Origin of the sequence: Bacillus sp. MD-5, from assembly GCF_002201875.1 — a bacterium.
Classification (GTDB): Bacteria; Bacillota; Bacilli; order Bacillales; family Bacillaceae; genus Bacillus; species Bacillus stercoris.
In genome coordinates, this window is sequence record NZ_CP021911.1 from 3,775,412 (window position 1) to 3,794,591 (window position 19,180).

The 19,180-nt window shown below is 45.8% G+C and carries 18 protein-coding genes, 1 pseudogene and 1 riboswitch; of the genes and pseudogenes, 3 read left to right on the plus strand and 16 right to left on the minus strand.

The features are described 5' to 3' along the window. Positions 1–2 precede the first annotated feature (2 nt). The 5 genes from CDO84_RS19095 to CDO84_RS19115 form a co-directional block, all read right to left on the minus strand. A complete protein-coding gene (locus CDO84_RS19095) occupies positions 3–653 on the minus strand; it encodes a CoA transferase subunit B (protein WP_040081355.1) in 651 nt (216 codons plus the stop codon). Then, the gene (locus CDO84_RS19100) at positions 650–1,366 is read right to left on the minus strand and encodes a CoA transferase subunit A (protein ID WP_040081353.1); all 717 of its coding nucleotides are present in this window, start codon (positions 1,364–1,366) and stop codon (positions 650–652) included. Before CDO84_RS19100 ends, CDO84_RS19095 begins: the two co-directional genes overlap by 4 nt. Positions 1,367–1,389: 23 nt before the next feature. Then, positions 1,390–2,805, minus strand: a complete 1,416-nt coding sequence (locus CDO84_RS19105) for a GntP family permease (RefSeq protein WP_040082487.1) — start codon at positions 2,803–2,805, stop codon at positions 1,390–1,392. Between the two features lie 150 nt (positions 2,806–2,955). Beyond that, complete coding sequence (locus CDO84_RS19110; protein ID WP_040081352.1) at positions 2,956–3,804, minus strand: methyltransferase domain-containing protein; 849 nt, start codon at positions 3,802–3,804, stop codon at positions 2,956–2,958. Between the two features lie 194 nt (positions 3,805–3,998). Beyond that, a complete protein-coding gene (locus tag CDO84_RS19115; protein WP_040081350.1) occupies positions 3,999–4,751 on the minus strand; it encodes a (S)-benzoin forming benzil reductase in 753 nt (250 codons plus the stop codon). 152 nt (positions 4,752–4,903) lie between these two features. Continuing rightward, a riboswitch (purine riboswitch) is annotated at positions 4,904–5,005 on the plus strand. A 127-nt stretch (positions 5,006–5,132) separates the two neighbouring features. Here CDO84_RS19115 and CDO84_RS19120 point away from each other — a divergent pair. Continuing rightward, entirely contained in the window at positions 5,133–6,326 is a 1,194-nt protein-coding gene (locus tag CDO84_RS19120) for a NupC/NupG family nucleoside CNT transporter (RefSeq protein ID WP_014665943.1), read from the plus strand. A gap of 41 nt (positions 6,327–6,367) precedes the next feature. Here CDO84_RS19120 and CDO84_RS19125 read toward each other — a convergent pair whose 3' ends face one another. The 3 genes from CDO84_RS19125 to CDO84_RS19135 all read right to left on the minus strand — a co-directional run bounded on the left by CDO84_RS19125 (position 6,368) and on the right by CDO84_RS19135 (position 9,577). Next, positions 6,368–7,039, minus strand: a complete 672-nt coding sequence (locus CDO84_RS19125; protein ID WP_040081349.1) for a DUF3298 and DUF4163 domain-containing protein — start codon at positions 7,037–7,039, stop codon at positions 6,368–6,370. A 143-nt stretch (positions 7,040–7,182) separates the two neighbouring features. After that, complete coding sequence (locus CDO84_RS19130; RefSeq protein ID WP_014665945.1) at positions 7,183–7,467, minus strand: protein YxiS; 285 nt, start codon at positions 7,465–7,467, stop codon at positions 7,183–7,185. Positions 7,468–7,516: 49 nt separating this feature from the next. Next, the gene (locus CDO84_RS19135) at positions 7,517–9,577 is read right to left on the minus strand and encodes a catalase (RefSeq protein WP_040081347.1); all 2,061 of its coding nucleotides are present in this window, start codon (positions 9,575–9,577) and stop codon (positions 7,517–7,519) included. Between the two features lie 201 nt (positions 9,578–9,778). Here CDO84_RS19135 and citH point away from each other — a divergent pair, with 201 nt between their 5' ends. Further along, positions 9,779–11,059, plus strand: a complete 1,281-nt coding sequence (gene citH / locus CDO84_RS19140) for a citrate transporter CitH (RefSeq protein WP_040081345.1) — start codon at positions 9,779–9,781, stop codon at positions 11,057–11,059. A 41-nt stretch (positions 11,060–11,100) separates the two neighbouring features. Here citH and bglS read toward each other — a convergent pair whose 3' ends face one another. The 3 genes from bglS to CDO84_RS19155 all read right to left on the minus strand — a co-directional run bounded on the left by bglS (position 11,101) and on the right by CDO84_RS19155 (position 13,719). Next, complete coding sequence (bglS, locus tag CDO84_RS19145; protein ID WP_040081344.1) at positions 11,101–11,829, minus strand: beta-glucanase; 729 nt, start codon at positions 11,827–11,829, stop codon at positions 11,101–11,103. A gap of 281 nt (positions 11,830–12,110) precedes the next feature. Then, a complete protein-coding gene (gene licT, locus CDO84_RS19150; protein WP_040081343.1) occupies positions 12,111–12,944 on the minus strand; it encodes a transcriptional antiterminator LicT in 834 nt (277 codons plus the stop codon). 94 nt (positions 12,945–13,038) lie between these two features. Further along, positions 13,039–13,719, minus strand: coding sequence for a hypothetical protein (locus tag CDO84_RS19155; RefSeq protein ID WP_040081342.1), 681 nt, complete (start codon positions 13,717–13,719; stop codon positions 13,039–13,041). A gap of 205 nt (positions 13,720–13,924) precedes the next feature. Between CDO84_RS19155 and CDO84_RS19160 the strand changes: the two genes are divergently transcribed. After that, complete coding sequence (locus CDO84_RS19160; protein WP_082032937.1) at positions 13,925–15,211, plus strand: MFS transporter; 1,287 nt, start codon at positions 13,925–13,927, stop codon at positions 15,209–15,211. Positions 15,212–15,229: 18 nt separating this feature from the next. Here the strand turns inward: CDO84_RS19160 and dbpA are convergent, their stop codons facing one another. From dbpA to CDO84_RS19185, 5 genes and pseudogenes are all read right to left on the minus strand, one after another. Then, on the minus strand, positions 15,230–16,669 hold the full coding sequence (gene dbpA / locus CDO84_RS19165) for an ATP-dependent RNA helicase DbpA (protein ID WP_040081340.1): 1,440 nt from the start codon (positions 16,667–16,669) through the stop codon (positions 15,230–15,232). Between the two features lie 82 nt (positions 16,670–16,751). After that, a complete protein-coding gene (locus CDO84_RS19170) occupies positions 16,752–17,900 on the minus strand; it encodes a rhamnogalacturonan acetylesterase (RefSeq protein WP_040081338.1) in 1,149 nt (382 codons plus the stop codon). Positions 17,901–18,252: 352 nt separating this feature from the next. Beyond that, a pseudogene (locus tag CDO84_RS21775) lies at positions 18,253–18,381 on the minus strand (hypothetical protein); the annotation flags it as partial. Positions 18,382–18,398: 17 nt separating this feature from the next. Continuing rightward, entirely contained in the window at positions 18,399–18,851 is a 453-nt protein-coding gene (locus CDO84_RS19180; RefSeq protein ID WP_040081335.1) for a hypothetical protein, read from the minus strand. Between the two features lie 15 nt (positions 18,852–18,866). After that, the gene (locus tag CDO84_RS19185) at positions 18,867–19,163 is read right to left on the minus strand and encodes a YxiJ family protein (protein WP_040081333.1); all 297 of its coding nucleotides are present in this window, start codon (positions 19,161–19,163) and stop codon (positions 18,867–18,869) included. Positions 19,164–19,180: the final 17 nt, after the last annotated feature.

Here is a 19,180-nt window from a genome sequence, read left to right on the forward strand (position 1 = left end):
TATTAAGAATTGAGTACAGACTGGCTTACTGCGAAATTCGCTTCTGTTTTTTCATAAACCTCTTCAATTGTGACGCCATCCTGAAGCTCCGTCAGTGTCATGCGGCCGTTCACAAAATCAAAAACAGCCAAATCCGTAATCAGCCTGTGCACGACTTTCTGGCCTGTCAGCGGCAGAGAGCATGTTTTTTTTACCTTTGATTCGCCATGCTTATTGACATGCTCCATGATGACAACGATTCGTTTCGCCCCGTTGACGAGATCCATGGCGCCACCCATCCCTTTTACCATTTTGCCCGGGATCATCCAATTGGCCAAATCACCCTGCTCCGAGACCTCCATTCCGCCAAGGATAGCCAAATCGATATGCCCGCCTCTTATCATCGCGAATGATTCAGCGCTGTCAAAATAAGAAGCGCCCGTCACTTCGGTAATTGTTTCCTTCCCCGCATTGATCAAATCCGCATCTTCCGTCCCTTCCAAAGGATAGGGGCCGATTCCGAGCAGGCCGTTTTCTGACTGAAGCATGACGTGAACGCTATCGGGTATCTCATTTGCGACAAGCGTCGGCATTCCAATCCCGAGATTCACATTCATGCCGTCCTTGATTTCTTGTACAGCCCGTTTGACCATCCGTTTTCTCGCTTCCTTCACTTCGTCTCACCCTTTCCCGATGCTTGCTGAACTGTTCGCTTTTCAATCCGTTTTTCTTGGCTCGTGCCAAGCACGACATGCTGTACGTAAATTCCCGGCGTATGGATATGATCTGGATCGAGCTCTCCCGCTTCCACGATTTCTTCCGCCTCGGCAATCGTGATCTTGCCTGCCATGGCCGCAACAGGATTAAAATTTCTCGCCGTTTTTCGAAAAACCAAATTGCCCATGGTGTCCGCTTTCCACGCTTTGACGATCGCCACGTCACCGGTAATGCCTCGCTCCAGCACATATGTCCGGCCGCCGAATGTTTTATGTTCTTTTCCCTCGGCTATGCTGGTGCCGACGCCTGTCGCCGTATAAAATCCCGGTATGCCCGCACCGCCTGCACGAATTCTCTCAGCGAGCGTTCCTTGGGGAACAAGCTCGACCTCAAGCTCTCCGCTTAAAAACTGCCGCTCAAAAATTTTATTTTCACCGACATAGGATGCGATCATTTTCTTGATTTGCCTATTTGCCAAAAGCAAACCGAGCCCCCAGTCATCGACTCCGCAATTGTTGCTGACAACGGTTAAATCCTTTACTCCTCGATTTCTTATCGACAAAATGAGCTGTTCAGGAATGCCGCACAGCCCAAATCCTCCCGCAATCAGCGTATCTCCATCATGAATCAATTTCGCAGCTTCTTTAGTAGATGACAACACTTTTCCCATATTGATGCCCCTTTCGTTTTCTCTTACACTAGGCCGGTCAGGCTGTAAATCGCGATCACAGCAAATACGGCAGCCGTTTTGATGAGCGTGATCGCAAAAATATCGCGATACGATTGCCTGTGAGTCAGTCCCGTCACAGCCAGAAGCGTAATGACGGCGCCATTATGCGGCAGTGTGTCCATCCCGCCTGACGCCATTGAAATGACTCGATGCATCACCTCTGGCGGAATATTGTAAGCCTGAATCGCCTGTAAGTATTGTTCTGACATCGCGCTTAGCGCAATGCCCATACCACCTGAAGCCGAGCCGGTGATTCCCGCCAGCGCAGTTGTCGTAACGGCGCCATTGACAAGCGGATCGGTAAAAGTATGAGAAATTCCGCTGCTCAGCTTATGAAACCCCGGCAGCGCGGCGATAATGCCGCCGAACCCATACTCGGCACCCGTATTCATAGATGCCAGCAAGGCTCCGCCGATCCCTTCATTCAGCCCTTCCTTCATTTGGGCAAACACGCTTCTCCAATCAAATAAAATCGTTGTGATGATGCCGATCACTAAAGCAATCTCCACCGACCAAATGGCAGCGGCAGAAGAAATATCAAGCCTGCCGAACTCCTTTAATCCTATGGAGGAAAAATCAAATCCATTCGGATACCACTTTGGCAGGTAAATGGTGAAGCATTTATTCACTGCACCGACAAGAATAAGCGGGACAAAGGCAAGTGCATCCCGAATCGGGCTTTTGTCCGGTTTAGCACGGGACTCAGTCGATTCAGGCGCAACATTCAGCGAATCAAAACCGCCATAACCCTCGCCAGATGCCTGCGCTTTTTTTCGCCTTGATTCCAAATAGAGCATCCCAGCTGCCAGCACAATGACTGCGCCCATCAAACCCAGCCAAGGGGCGGCATAAATGTCTGTTTTGAAAAACGCCGTCGGAATGACATTTTGGATTTGCGGCGTTCCCGGAAGCGCGTCCATCGTAAACGTAAAAGCCCCTAAAGCAATCGTTCCCGGGATGAGGCGTTTCGGTATGTTTGCTTCTTGGAACATGTTTTTCGCAAAAGGATATACGGCAAATACGACAACAAACAGGCTGACGCCGCTGTACGTCAAGACAGCGCCCATCAGCACAATGGCAAGTATCGCTCTTTTTGCCCCGACAAGCCTGACAATCGTTTTCGCGATCGATGCCGCAAGTCCGGCCATTTCAACGACCTTTCCAAAAATCGCACCGAGCAAAAACACTGGGAAATACAGCTTAATAAACCCTGCCATCTTCTCCATAAAAATTGATGAGAAAAAAGGCAGCACATGGCTTGGGTCTGTTAGCAGCACCGCGAATAACGCGCAAATCGGCGCAAACAATATGACAGAAAATCCCCGATATGCCGTAAACATCAGCAAACCTAACGCCAATAGAATGATGATCAGTTCCACACACATCCCCCATTTCCTCCAACTAGAAAGCGTTTACAAAACCTGTCCGCATCGGCTGTTTCCGTCCCCTTTCCATATGTACGAGAAGTGTGGGCCAACTATTCCGATTAAAAAAGGAAAGCCCCTTTTTTCGGAGCTTTCCTCTGCCATTCATTTCATTCCTATTAGGATATCAACATCAACCGTAATATCGGCTGATGTCATTTCTTTCAGCAGGCTGACTCGGTCTTTCGGCGCCGACCAGGCAAGCGGCGTCATCTTGAGAAGCCAGTGGATCGCCTGCCGGTCAAGCGTTTTGATATAGCGGAGCCTGACAGGACGGCTGTGCGCCGCATGTGCTGTAAAACGCTCAACAGCTGCCGCATTAGAGTACGTACGCCTTGGTGAATCAGTATATAAAAATTGCCTTAATTCTATTAAATAATCGCTTCGCGGCACTACTTTTATGAGCATGCCATCATCCTTCAGCAGTCTATGAAACTCTGCATAATTGGATGGCGAAAAAATAGATAAAACAACATCAAATTGGCGATCATGAAATGGAGCACGCGCCACATCGGCAACCGCCCACATCTGATCTTTGAATGCCTTAGAAGCTTTTAAGATCCCATCCTTCGAAAGATCGATGCCGATTCCCATCGCTGCTTTCCCTGCATAATCAAACCCGCAAAGCGCATTCAAATGAGAACCCTCCCCGCAACCGCTGTCCAGGATGGTGAATACCTCTTGACCGGATTTGGGATGGCTGATGAGTTCTGCTATCGTATCATGGAGCGGCTCAAAAAAACCACATTCTCCAATCAGCCTGCTTCTCGCTTCAAAAAGCTCGGCACCGTAACCGGATTTGACCGGCTTCGTCAGGAAGTTCACGTAGCCGTGCCGAGATAAATCAAATGTATGCCGCCGTTCTGTACAAATCAAGCTTTTTCCTGATGCCGCATCCATGGAAGAACCGCAGAGCGGACATCGAAACAAGCTGAAATCAACGGTTTGCTTCATGATAAAAAACACCTCATTCATTCATTTTTAGATAAATGAAAAAGGCATAGACAAATAAACCTAGGCCTATCTCAAAAATTGGCCAGGTCTGGCAGTTTGTCTACACCTGTCTTTATCTATAACGAATGAATTGGATAATCATGAAAAAACTCCCTTTTTGCTGTATGGGTTTCCCCTCTCCTATCATACAACAATTACCCAGAAACCGGAATGAGATGTTCAACGACTGCTTGTTTTCCAAAGTCATCCTGATTCAGAAAATGAAGTAATGCGTCTGCGGTTTCTTCAGGAGACTGTAATTTCCCCGCTTTCTCTAACTGAATGAATTCATCAACATAAGGAAAATCTTCTTTGCGGACGGAGCGGATTTCAGTTTGCAGCCGAGTGTCCACCACCCCGGGATAAACCGCTGCGATTTTCACTGGATTCCGCTGATTCTCCTGTTCTAAATTGATGCTTTTCGTAAAGGAATCCAGCCCCGCTTTTGACGTGCTGTAACAGCTTTGTGAGGGCATTAAATATTTGGCTGAAGCTGACGAGATATTCATGATTCGCTTATCCGTTTCGATGTGCTTCGTGTGCTGCACAAAATGGGAGGTCATAACCATCGGGGCAATTAAATTGATCTGCATATGCCGGGCAATATCCTCCGCTTTATTATGTTCTATCGGCGCCACAGGTGACAGCACGCCGGCATTATTGATCAAATAAATGCCTTCCGGATGCGGATCTCGTTTGATATGTGCAAACAAATTTTGAAAGAATGCTTCAATTTTGTGGGTCTCTTTGAGGTCGAACGAGTAATATTGCATATGGTTGTCCTGATCTATCAGGTTTTGATTAGGACGTCTTGATATACAATACAGCCGATGGTTAGAATCGATGAGCTTTTGGGCTAAGGCTTCTCCAATTCCTCTTGACGTGCCCGTAATGATAATATGCTTCATTATTTTTCCCCTCCTGATTTTCAATCATCATATCAACATAGCAATCCAGCATGTTTTTCCTTTATTTTCTCATTTCAGAATATAAATTTTATTATTGTGAAAATAGTTAAAAAGGTTGATTTTCAAAAAGTGAAAGGATAAAATACTGCTATCATCTTAGAAAAAGACATTCTTGTATATGATCAGTAATATGGTCTGATTGTTTCTACCTAGTAACCGTAAAAAACTAGACTACAAGAAAGTTTGAATAAATTTGAACGAGTTGAAAAGGACAAGTTCTTTTCTGTTTGCTCTTATTTTTCACACTTTCTGCACTTCCAGAATTTGTGAAGGATAAGAGCTTTTTTTGTTTCCATAATAACCCTCATAGGAGTTGCTATCATGTACTTTTTACTAAACCTTGTTGGTCTCATTGTGATTATGGCAGTTGTATTCCTATGTTCTCCGCAGAAAAAGAAAATCAAGTGGCGCCCGATCATGACATTAATTGTTCTGGAATTGCTGATTACTTGGTTTATGCTGGGAACAAAAGTCGGAAGCTGGGCCATCGGTAAAATTGGTGATTTCTTCACTTGGCTGATTGCTTGCGCCAGTGACGGTATCGCGTTTGCCTTTCCGTCAGTGATGGCGAATGAAACAGTAGACTTTTTCTTTAGTGCGCTTCTTCCAATTATCTTTATCGTCACATTCTTTGATATTCTAACATATTTCGGAATTTTGCCTTGGCTGATTGATAAAATCGGATGGGTGATTTCAAAGGCTTCCCGCTTGCCGAAATTAGAAAGCTTTTTCTCTATTCAAATGATGTTCCTGGGAAATACCGAGGCACTTGCGGTCATCCGCCAGCAGCTTACGGTATTAAATAACAACCGCCTGCTTACATTCGGTTTAATGAGCATGAGCAGCATCAGCGGCTCTATTATCGGATCTTACCTGTCAATGGTGCCGGCAACATACGTGTTTACAGCGATTCCTTTAAACTGCTTAAATGCGCTGATTATCGCAAACCTGCTGAACCCTGTTCACGTGCCGGAGGATGAAGATATCATCTATACACCGCCTAAAGAAGAAAAGAAAGACTTTTTCTCTACGATTTCTAACAGTATGCTTGTCGGCATGAACATGGTTATCGTAATCCTGGCCATGGTGATCGGATATGTCGCACTAACGTCAGCAGTGAATGGCATTCTTGGCGTTTTCGTACACGGCCTGACCATCCAGACGATTTTTGCTTATCTGTTCAGTCCGTTCGCATTCCTGCTTGGATTGCCAGTGCATGATGCGATGTATGTTGCTCAGTTGATGGGCATGAAATTGGCAACGAACGAGTTTGTTGCGATGCTTGACTTGAAAAACAATCTCAAATCCCTTCCGCCTCACACCGTTGCGGTGGCGACGACATTCCTGACGTCCTTCGCAAACTTCAGTACGGTCGGCATGATTTACGGCACGTACAACTCGATCCTTGACGGAGAAAAGTCAACGGTCATCGGGAGAAACGTGTGGAAGCTCCTCGTCAGCGGAATTGCGGTATCTTTATTAAGTGCTGCTATTGTCGGCCTGTTTGTGTGGTAGAAACATTGAGCCATATCCCTTTTCGGATATGGCTCTTTTGATTATTGATAAATAGAGGCTGGAACCTGGACATCCCGAATTCCTGCTACATAAGGCCCCAAGTCATACTGGCCGAAGACGATGGCGATCCCGTTTGCCGTAAAGTAAAACATTGTGTTTTGGTTCAGGGTGATATCCTCTTTCTTTACATCAGGGAAAAACAGCTCATCGTGTTTTTTGATATAACTATACAGATAATCTCTCGTTTTGCTGACTTTTGTTTTGGTGTTCAGAATCTGATTCAGCGTCACGCGCTTTTGTGTGTTCAAGTCATAGTTGAAAGACTGAACAGACGTTAAACCATGGGCACCGCCTGAATAGATATAATTGAGCGTTTGAATGCTGAGCTTGCCCGCCGCATTGTACTTGACGCTGAAGGATGTTTGATATTCCGTTTTGAAGCCTTGTTGTTCACCTGCTTTTTTGTTTTTCAGATATTCCTGATACGATTGTTCAATGTAGGCTTTCAGCTCTTGATTGATTTTCTTTTCAAAAGCGGCATTCCCGATGTGATGCACTTGTGGATACTTTAATTCCTTGATTTTTTTGTACGTATGGGTGCTGACAGTTGGTTTTTTCGTTTGAACTGCGTTTAAAGATGGGGCTGCATATGCAAATACGGAAAAAAGCAAGACTGCAATCCCCGCAGCTTTCAGTATGTTTTTCCACTTCATTCGATCTCCTCCTTTGATGTCGCTGTTTATCATTCCCTTATTTAAGCAATTCACACTTTTATAGACTGATTAAGTCGAAAGAAGTTTCTAGGTCTAACAGCATGATTTTTCCCACTAAAAAAGAGACACAGAATGTCTCTTTTTTATCGCCCGGAAATCGCTTCATGAACAGCTTGTGCCAAATCTGTATTTCCGAACATCTCTAATACCGCAATGACAGTCTGGTTCGGAATGTGCTCTGCTTCGTGTTTTGGCACGACCAGATCGTCCATGGTTTTTTTCAAGCTTTCATTCAGCTTTTGCTGCGGATACGCTTTGGCGTACAGCTCCATCGGATCAAGGTCATGGTTCACGCACCATTGGGCAAACACCAAAATCATCATATTTTCGTCGCGTTCGTAAGCTTCAGCGAGCTGTTTTTCGTTCATTTGTCATGCTCCTTATGAAAAGTATCTTTCTTTAAGATACAGGAGCCGATCAAATTCGTCTATCCCAATGGCGATGAGCGGCAACCGCATCAATAAATGTCTTGCTGAATGCGGTGTAGTCAGATTCATCTTTAGCCGTCACGATGCCTGGTCCCTCTGTTGTTCCGACAGAGGATTGAAGAAGGTCAATTCCTTCATTTGCCGCACCGATCGCCTTGTAGTGATTGTAAGCTTCCCTGATAAATGCCATCGCTTGTTTGTTGTCTTTTAACTCCGGCCCTCCTGCGGCATAGACGGCATCATACAGAACAGAGTCAACAGTCAGAAACGTGCCGCCGGCCTCAAGCTGCTGGCCGCTGTCGCTTGTCATATACCCTAGATTTTGACTGATGATATCCACTATGACTCCTTCATTCTTTAAAGCATCCAGCACTGTTTGCAGCTCTTTTTCATGAAATCCGTTTCCAGCAAGTACAGCGACTTTTCTTGTTGACGCGGTTTTCACTGTACGGGCTTGGCTTAACGCAGGCGAAGTAAGAATTTCTTTAGATGCTTTACGCTTCGCGGGCGCCGCCACGCCTACTCCTTTGGCGATTTCTTGCGCCAAATCTTCATCGACATTGCTGAAGACATCAACGACTTGCCGCTGGACGTCCTTGCTTTTGACCTTCCCGACCTCGAAGCAGAAAGCAGAAATGATGTGTTGCTTTTCCACTGGAGACATGCTGTTCCAGAACAGCTTCGCCTGTGAGTAATAATCGTTGAAGCTGTCGCTTCGCTGGCGGATTTTTTTGCCCTCGACTTTTTCCTGATAGTGGACGTATCCGCCTTCTTCAGCTGTCGCAGGCGACGGATCATTGTTTTGCAGAGAGTTTTTATGATAAGAGACAGGTCCCTTATTGATCGTCATCCGGTGATAGCCGTCGTACTGGTTGTTATGGAACGGACATACCGGCCGGTTAATCGGAAGCTCATGGAAGTTCGGGCCGCCAAGACGGATGAGCTGTGTATCTGTATAAGAGAAAAGCCGCCCCTGCAGAAGCGGGTCATTTGTAAAATCGATGCCCGGCACGACATTTCCAGGGTGGAATGCGACCTGTTCTGTTTCCGCAAACACATTATCCTGGTTGCGGTTCAGCGTCATTTTCCCAATGATTTTCACCGGCACGAGCTCTTCCGGCCACAGTTTGGTCGGGTCAAGAATATCAAAATCAAACTTGAATTCATCCTCTTCGTCAATCATCTGCACGCCAAGCTCGTATTCAACCGTGCCGCCGTTTTCAATCGTTTCCCACAGATCGCGGCGGTGGAAATCGGGATCTTTCCCGGCAATTTTTTGCGCTTCATCCCATACGAGAGAATGCACGCCGAGCACCGGTTTCCAATGGAATTTCACGAAACGCGCCTTTCCTTGCTCATTGACAAAACGGAACGTGTGGACGCCGAAGCCTTCCATCATTCTGTAGCTGCGCGGAATGCCTCTGTCTGACATCGTCCACATTACCATGTGAGCCGACTCAGGGTTATTGGCGACAAAATCCCAAAACGTATCGTGGGCGGTCGCAGCCTGAGGCATTTCATTGTGTGGCTCAGGCTTAAACGCGTGAACCAAATCCGGGAATTTGATCGCATCCTGAATGAAAAACACCGGAATGTTATTACCCACAAGGTCATAATTTCCTTCTTCAGTATAAAACTTTGTCGCAAAGCCTCTGGCATCCCGCACCGTGTCTGCGGAGCCTTTAGAACCCGCAACCGTAGAGAAACGGACAAATACCGGTGTCTTCACTGAAGGGTCCTGAAGAAATTTGGCCCGTGTGTACTCGGTCATCGGCTCGTAAACCTGAAAAAAGCCATGCACGCCATACCCGCGCGCATGCACAACGCGCTCCGGAATCCTCTCATGGTCAAAGTGCGTCATTTTCTCCCGGAAGTGAAAATCCTCCATTAGGGTCGGGCCGCGAACCCCGGCCTTTAACGAATGCTCATCCTCCGACACCCGCACGCCTTGGTTTGTCGTCATTTTCTTCCCGCTGTTATCGGTCCTGTACTGTTCAAGCTGCTCGTCCTTTGAGTGTTCATTTACACGTTTATTTTGATCATTACTCATGTCTGTTCCCCCTTTTTAAAACGAAACATTCTACAGCACATTTACCCGTGGCGTTCTTGATATAAACTGCCAATCCGCTCAATAGGATTTTAGGTCTACATATCAGGATGAGGTCATACACATTTGAAATAAGCCTTCTTTACAGAAAGAAAGTATGGAAGCGCTTACGAAAAAAAGCTGTTGAATAGGGGAGGTCATATCATGCTTGCCATACTCGGTTTTGTGATGATGATTGTTTTTATGTACCTTATTATGTCTAACCGGCTTTCCGCACTTATTGCTTTGATTGTCGTTCCTGTTGTGTTTGCCCTGATCAGCGGATTTGGCAAAGATCTTGGCGAGATGATGATTCAGGGTGTTACAGACCTCGCTCCTACCGGGATTATGCTGTTATTCGCCATCCTGTATTTCGGCATTATGATCGACTCAGGCCTGTTTGATCCTCTCATTGCCAAAATCTTATCGTTTGTCAAAGGAGACCCGTTAAAAATCGCCGTAGGCACAGCGGTTCTGACTATGACCATTTCGCTGGACGGAGATGGGACAACAACCTATATGATTACGATTGCGGCGATGCTGCCACTGTACAAACGGCTCGGCATGAATCGTTTGGTGTTAGCGGGAATAGCGATGCTCGGTTCGGGGGTTATGAATATTATCCCGTGGGGCGGGCCGACTGCGAGGGTTTTGGCCTCCTTAAAATTGGACACGTCAGAGGTCTTCACGCCGCTGATTCCCGCTATGATCGCCGGCATTCTCTGGGTGATCGCCGTTGCTTATATCCTCGGAAAGAAAGAGCGGAAGCGGCTCGGCGTCATTTCGATTGATCACGCACCGTCTTCCGATCCAGAGGCTACGCCGCTGAAGCGTCCCGCTCTCCAATGGTTTAACCTGCTGCTGACTATCGCTCTGATGGCCGCTCTGATCACCAGCCTGCTGCCGCTCCCTGTTCTTTTTATGACCGCGTTCGCCATCGCCTTGATGGTCAACTATCCAAATGTCAAAGAGCAGCAGAAACGAATCTCGGCGCATGCGGGTAACGCGTTAAACGTTGTCTCAATGGTGTTTGCGGCAGGGATATTCACAGGCATTCTCTCCGGCACAAAAATGGTGGATGCCATGGCGCATTCTCTCGTTTCACTCATCCCTGACGCCATGGGTCCGCATCTGCCGTTGATCACTGCGATCGTAAGCATGCCCTTCACCTTTTTCATGTCGAATGACGCCTTTTACTTCGGTGTCCTTCCCATCATCGCCGAAGCCGCTTCCGCTTACGGAATAGACGCCGCTGAAATCGGAAGAGCCTCCTTGCTGGGTCAGCCCGTGCATCTGCTCAGCCCGCTCGTGCCTTCCACCTATCTATTAGTCGGAATGGCAGGCGTCAGCTTTGGCGACCATCAAAAATTCACTATTAAATGGGCCGTGGGGACAACGATTGTGATGACGATTACGGCGCTTTTGATCGGGATTATTTCGTTTTAATCAAAAAAGGATTTCCGCTGGCGGAAATCCTTTTCTGTACATTATTTTTTTGTATAGCGCACCCAGTCGTAATGAGCGTATAGCGGATTTACACCATTGTAGGAACCGAGCCATTCATCGACACCCGTGCCATTCCACAAGTTCATCATGATTTTTCCTGGTGTTGTCGGAATTTGGTTTGTTGCAGTATGTTTTAATTGCCCATCGACATACCATTTAATAGAGTTTGGCTGCCAATCGAACGCATACGTATGATAGGCATTGGCTGCATCAAACCCGAGATCCACAATCTTTTCATGGTTTCCTGCACCATTTGTATAATAGTTAAATTGAACCTTTGTTGTGTCTTTTCCTAAAAATTCGATATCAATCTCATCCCAAGGGGTTCCATCTGTCGGACCTGTGTAAGTGAAGAACGATGAAACGATCCCTGTGTTTTTAGCTGGTTTCATTCTGACTTCATATAATCCATAGCCATATGTTTGGACAGAGCGGTTTTCCCCGCAATCAAACTTGTTATAAGATGGACTTGTTAGCGCCAAACGCATTTCACCCAATGACGTCATTGATACGTTGTTAGCACGCCAAGTGCAGTTGAACATATCTCCATTTGAATAACCATCTGCTTTTTGCCAAAAGCCAGAGTTATAGCCGTTAAAAGGGTCAAAAAACGATCCACCTGTTTGAGCCGAGGCAGTAGAAGTGACTGCAAACAAACTCATAAACAATCCAGTGACAAGAAGCAACAACACTCGTTTCAGATAAGGCATATTGGCATTCCCCTTTCATTGAAAGCGTTTTCTATGTTGATCTTACATGATTCTTTTAAAAGGGAACATCGGTCAAAATAATGATAATAACGAATCTTACTGATTACTATGATCGCCCTCCCTCTAAAAAAATAAAAACCTAAATTACCATTAGCACAGATAAATGATCCGCACTCATTGTAATTTAGGTTTTGCCTGCTTTATCAGTAACAATCCTACCATCATCATATTGAAATGTAAGAAAAAACGAACACACGAAAATAAAAATGTCAGCGCTCTCATTATGCTTGTTTGACTATCCTCTCTATGTGAATCGTTAAATACAATAGCTCGTCACTGGTGAGCTTGTGCTCATACTCCCGCTTAATGTAGGTTTGGATTTTCTTCGTGCAGTCATACGCCCGATGATACTTTTCTCTCACTGTCTCCAGCAAAAAATCATCCTGGCTTTCCATATGTGTACCGTTAAAAAGACGCTGTGCGAAAAACTTTAAGTGGGTGACGAACCGATAATAGTGAAGCGATTCTTCATTGAATTCAATTTTAAAATGGTATTTTACAATACTCAAAATCTCTTGCATGACTTTTGTAATGTTGATGATATTGGGCATCTCTTCATTCAGCTCGGCATTGACAATATGCAGAGCAATAAAGCCTGCTTCATCCTCTGGCAGAGACACGCCAGTCTTGTTTTTTACCATGGCCAACGCTTCTTTGCCAATGGCAAATTCGTCTTTGTACAGCCGTTTTGTTTCCCACAGCAAGGCGTTTTTGATATCAAGCCCTTTCTGATTGCGCTGGATGGCAAAGTTAATATGATCGGTCAGCGACACATAGATGCTGTCGTTGAGCTTTTTGCCGAGCTGTAATTTTGCGTAGCTGATAATCTCTTCGGATACTTCCATGCACTCGATCGGTATATCATACAAAAGGGTTTTAAATTTTTCTGATACATCCTTGTTATCGAGCGTAAACACCTTCTCAATGCGGGCTTCATCGACATCATCGCCGGACTTTTTCTGGAACGCGAGCCCCCTGCCCATGACAACCAACTCTTTTCCCTGTTCATTGACCACGCTGATCACATTATTGTTGATCACCTTCGCAATTTTCATGACATGTCCCTCCAATCAACTAAGAACAGGCTATATCTTGATTGTACATCCTTTTTGCACTAGGTCAATATCATCAGGGAAAGACGGGAACCAGTTAGTACAATTCACTCAATACCGGCTGTCCGGGCTGTTTTTGAAGCAGCGCCTCCAGGTAGCGTTCAAATAATGCCTTATCCGCTTTCTGCTTTTTGACAATGCTATTTATGATTTTGACGCTTTCAGCGCTGTATTGTGTATATTGTTTTTTCAGCTGATCCAGCTGCTGTCTTGTCGTCTTCGCGTTTTTCGGTGTGACTTGACTGATGAGGTTGATCATACGGCCTGTGATCTCAAAAAAAGCGGCTCTATTTTCTTTCAGCTGCTGAATTTCGCTGCGGATCATGTCTTGATTTCGCGTTTTTTCAAGCAAGGCGATCGCCTCGCTGTTTTGTTTTTTGAGCGATTTGCTTTCAATTTTAATCGATTCAAGGTTCTCTTTCGCAATGTCTGCTTCTTCTTCAGTCATGCTGCTTCGCACGAAGTATTCTGGATTGCCGATCCCATAATCAAATGCTTCGCTCACTTTGATCATGGAACTGAACACAATGGCCAGCTGCCTTTCGCTTGCAAGGGCTTGGAAATCCTGCTTTTTCTTACTGCTCATCGGTTTGGCTGCGGTTTGTTTTACTGTCTTTTGATCACAGTCTGCGAACGTCTGAGCCTCACCTTCACTTTCGCATGCGCTCATCACAAGAACTGTGACCAGCAGGCTTATACACAAGCCTATTCGCCTCATGCTCTGTCTCCTCTCTGCTGAATCCTTCTGGAAAATACCATAAAATATAGTTAAATGGTACCAGATGCACCTAACCCCAGCAATAAATCAAAAGTATGATTTGAAGCGAAAAAACATAAATATTTTGTAAAAATTGACGTGCATTCCATTCTTTTCAGGACCATTTCTCGTACAATAGAAGTATCGTTACCGGAGAGGGGCTCTGATGATGAAACGTTTTACGAAACAAGAAAACAGCTGGGTATTATATGACTGGGCAAATTCGGCTTACTCAATTGTCGTGACCACCGCGGTGTTTCCGTTATTTTATAAATCAGCGGCTGCGGAAAGCGGTGTCAGCGCCGCTCAATCGACTGCCTATCTGGGCTATACCATTGCGATTTCAACGTTTATTCTTGCATTGCTCGGGCCGATCTTAGGCACGATCGCCGACTATGAAGGGTGCAAGAAAAAGTTCTTCGGTTTCTTTGTGTCAGCCGGTGTCGCCAGCACCGCGATGCTCGCCTTTATCCCTAGTGAACATTGGCTGCTATTGTTGCTGTTTTATACAATATCGGCTATCAGTTTTTCCGGCGCCAATGTGTTTTATGATGCCTTTCTCGTTGACGTCACGCCTGAGAAACGGATGAATCTCGTCTCGGCACGGGGTTTTGGCTTAGGATACATTGGAAGCACAATTCCATTTATCATCAGCATTGCTGTCATCCTGCTCGCTCAAGCAGAAACAATTCCAATGTCTGTATCGGCTGCAAGCCAGCTGTCCTTTTTTATAACGGCTGCTTGGTGGGGGCTGTTCACCATCCCGATGATCAAGCATGTCCATCAGCGCTATTACATCAAAAGAGAACCTCATATCGTCATCAACAGCTTTAAACGGCTCGGCCAAACGATGAAACGGATCAGGCAATACCGGGCACTGTTTCTCTTTTTGCTCGCTTATTTCTTTTATATCGACGGTGTCGGCACGATTATTACGATGTCGACATCCTATGGATCAGATTTAGGGATCGGCTCCTCAAGCCTTCTGATCATCCTGTTTGTCACCCAGGTCGTTGCCGCGCCGTTTTCGATTGTCTACGGAAAACTGGCAGAACGCTTCACGGGAAAGACAATGCTGTACGTTGGGATCGTTATTTATATGATTGTCTGCGTGTACGCCTATTTTATGGAGACAACGATTGATTTCTGGATACTGGCCATGCTTGTCGCTACCTCGCAGGGCGGTATTCAAGCCCTCAGCCGTTCCTATTTCGCCAAGCTTGTGCCAAAGCGCCACGCCAATGAATTCTTCGGCTTCTACAACATTTTCGGGAAATTCGCCTCAATTATGGGACCACTGCTCATTGCCGTGACCGCCCAGCTGACCGGAAAATCCTCGACTGCGGTGTTCAGCCTGATCATTTTGTTTGTGATTGGCATTGGGATTCTTGCCTTTGTTCCGGAGGAGACCAGCGCCGATGTCAGCCAGCAGCAAAATGACCTGCCCCTTTAACTGGGAGCAGGTCATTCATCATTTATTCGCTTTATTCACCTTGAGCTTTTTCCCTTTGACGGTTGTGTTCTTCATCACTTGGAGAACATGAGGTCCTTTCCCATTTAAAATCTCAACGTATGAGGCGTTATCCATAATCGTGATGATGCCGATGTCATCAGCTGACACACCATCAATTTTGGCAATCGTTCCTACAAAATCAACGGCTCTTATTTTCTTTTTCTTTCCGCCGTTAAAATACAGCTTCATAATGTCTTTATTCAGCTCTTCGCTTTTGTCCTTTTTGCTTTCCGGCCGGTCATTCATTTTAGCTAGAAATTCAGGTTTCTTTCTAGCCACTTCCTCTTGAGAAGGGGCTTCCATTTTTTGAATCTCAAATCCGATATATTCTTCAATGTCGGCTAAAAACCGTTTTTCGAAGGCCGCGACAAACGAAATGGCCTTTCCTTTGTTCCCTGCGCGACCTGTCCGGCCTGTGCGGTGCACGTAGCTTTCCTTTTCAAGCGGCAGATCATAGTTGATGACAAGGGAGATATTTTCAATATCAATCCCGCGCGCGGCGACATCTGTCGCGACTAGGTAACGGTACTCGCCCCGTTTAAATTCATTCATGACGTCGAACCGGTCTTCCTGAATCATTCCGCCGTGAATTTTATCGCATGGATATCCTAAGTCATCCAATTCATCGGTCAGCTGATTGACGTGCTCTTTCGTTCGGCAGAAAATGATGCAGCTATCGGGATTCTCCGTCATCAGCACATCTTTCAGCAATGAAAATTTATTCTCTTCTCTTACTTGAATCACCGCATGTTCAATATTTCTTGTGGTAAGCCCAGCCGCTTTGATTTCGATATGCTCCGGTTTTTGCATATATTGACGGCTCAGCTTCTCGATATCCTGCGGAAGCGTCGCCGAAAACAGCATCGTCGTGCGCTCAGTCGGCAGATGCTTGATAATCGCCTCGACCTGCTCGATGAAGCCCATATTCAGCATCTCATCCGCTTCATCAATGACCAAATAAGAGAGACGATCCAACGGCAGCGTGCCTTTTTCGATATGATCCAGAACACGTCCCGGCGTGCCGACAACAATGTGGCTTTTTTGCTTAAGCTCGGCTTTTTGTTTATCAAAGGAGGACTTTCCAAATACAGCTGTCGCTTTGATTCGTTTAAATCGTCCGATGTTCGTGATATCCTCTTTTACTTGCACCGCAAGCTCACGGGTCGGTGTTAAAATAAGCGCCTGCGGCTTGTTTTCATCCCAATCCGCCAGCTCACAGAGAGGAATCCCGAACGAAGCCGTTTTCCCGCTTCCCGTCTGTGATTTGACGACAAGATCCTTTCGTTCAAGGGCAGCGGGGATCACGCTCTGCTGCACCTTGGTCGGTTCTGTATATCCCAGTCCTTCCAGTGCTCGTAAAATGTCATGACTGATTTGATAGTTTTTAAAATGACTCATGTATAAACTCCTGTCTCTTGCAGATGTTCTCATTATACTCTAATTGACGAAGGCGTATGTGTTTTGTCGAAAAAATGACGTGTTAAAAGCCATCGATTCCCTGGCGTTTTAGCTCCTGAACAGCCAATCGCGCCAGTGCGTCGGCCCCCGTGCGGTTCGGATGCAGCGTATCTCCGTCCATATAAAGCGCGAGTGTTTTTTCCGGACCGATCGATGTAAAGTATGCCGAGCTGAGGACATTTAAGTCAATGAGGTATGTTTTTTCCTCTTCGGCCAAAGCCAAAATAGAGGCCCTGTACCATCTGTTTACAGACGAATGGATGCCTTCAGAAGTAAAATCGGTCGCCCGGCCCTGAGGCGTTGATAGGATGACGTCCGCTCCTTTCGCTTTCACCTGGCGGATCATATCACGCATCATCTCTTTAAACTCCGCTTCAGATTCATTATGCTTCGGATTTGTGTCATTAATGCCAAGCTGCAAGATAAAATAATCCCCCGGCTTGATGTACTTCAAAATCGCCTCCAACTGCCCCTCATTTCTGAATCCTCTCGCGATCTGTCCGCCAGACGCCATGTTTCTCACTTGAAAGGTGTGTTTATCGATATAGTGAGGCAGCATCTGCCCCCAGCCCGCCTGCTTGCTGCTGTTGAGCGGATAATAATTGCACACCGTCGAATCGCCGCCGACATAAATGGTTCGGTTCGTCACCGACTGATCAGACAATTTCTTTATTTTCAAGGCGCTGAGCGTAAAAGTGGTGCCAGCTTTCCCCTCTGTCACCAGCAGATTCAGCTGCCCGTCGGTGACAGGAATTTGGAACGTATCCTCCGCGCCGTCCCCCGTCATATTGATGACCTGAAACACGCCCTCCGCCGCCACACTGGCCCTTGCCGTATTGCCAAGCATCACCTTCACCTCGTAAAGGCCGTTCGGGAGATCCACTTGAAACGTGTTATTGCTTTTCGTCCCATACGCTAAAAATTGAACCGCATCACTCTTCACACCAGTCCCGGATGCCGCCACATCCTTCATATTCTCCGGTGTTTGAAAACCGTATCCCTTTGACGGGTCATACCGATCAGACGCCCTGACACCAATATAACCAGGCTCAACCGAACCGCTCCCAAAATCAAACTGATACACCTTCGGCTCCGCCGCCTTCACACTCTCATTCCCGTCAAAACACAACATCAGCATCATCACAAAAACCGCTACAATCCATTTTTTCATCAAGACTCCCTCCTCTATAAAAACGCATACATTAAGGCATACTCGATGATTGTTTCTTTATGATGACTGAAGGGAGAAAAAAATGGCGTTGAGGAATAAAAATGAGGGGAGAGTCTCAAGAAGGGGAAAATCAGTGTGACTCCTTGTCACACTTGATCACATCCCAACCTCCGCAATAGAAGCTTATTTGGTCTTCTTCGTCATACACATAATAACGGAGTCTTTCCCATTGATCATCAGTCGGTTCAATCTCCAACTCAACCGCATCGATGGATTCAAGGTCATCCAGCTTTGATGCACTAATGTTTTCAAACCGCAATTGAATGTCACAGGTTTGAGCAGATAGTTTTAATTCAAACACAGGAATTTGAATATAACGATCATCTTCTTTCATATAGAAAGAAAACTCGTTTAATGTAAATGGACCTGTATCCTCATCAGAAAGATGCTTTTTCAATTTCTCGTATTGTGTGATATTCAAATGAATTCCCCCTATCCTTAGTTACCGCCAACCATATAGATGTCTACAGCATCGTATTCAAACCACATGATCCGTTCGCCTGAGTCCGTTAGACACTGGAGCTTCCCTTCTGAAAAATAACTTTTATCCGGTTGAGGATCAGTGATCAGAAAAACATCATCATTGATGGAAGCGAGCAGAAAGAGAAAATCTGCAATATCCCTGTCTGCTTCCTGTAATATGGATTGGAAATGGAATTCCCTTTTGGCCAGCTTCGTCACCTTGTAAGCATGACCTTCAAAGTACTCGGACAGGCCTTCTATAAATGAACCAGTCGTTATTACCTGTATCATGATTCGATCGTAGGCAAGCCCTTCCCAAAAACGATAAAACGACTCTGCATCTTCAAGTTCACAAGACATAACAACTTGGTGAGGCTTAAGAACGATCATGTCCAAATTGCCAATACTGCTTATAGAGGTTATTTCCATAAAATCTTCCCCTTATCAGTTGGATAGCGCAACGCAAATCTCTTGTCTGACTTGTTCATACAAGAGAATGTGATGATACAGATCCTTATCGTTTTTGATCATATCCGGAAGTATGTCAGGATACAGCTCAAAAAAGCTTTTCTCCAACGAACGCCGCTGATGCCGGGGCATCCTTTTATTCGCCAGCACATAATCCAAACTGCCATCAACTAGCATAAAAAACTCATAGATGTCCTCTTCAAAGCCGTACAATTCATCAGGGTACGGCTTTTCTTCAAGCTCTCGCTGTCTTTTTTTCAGTTTTTGAAGCACGTTGATCCTCTCCTCAA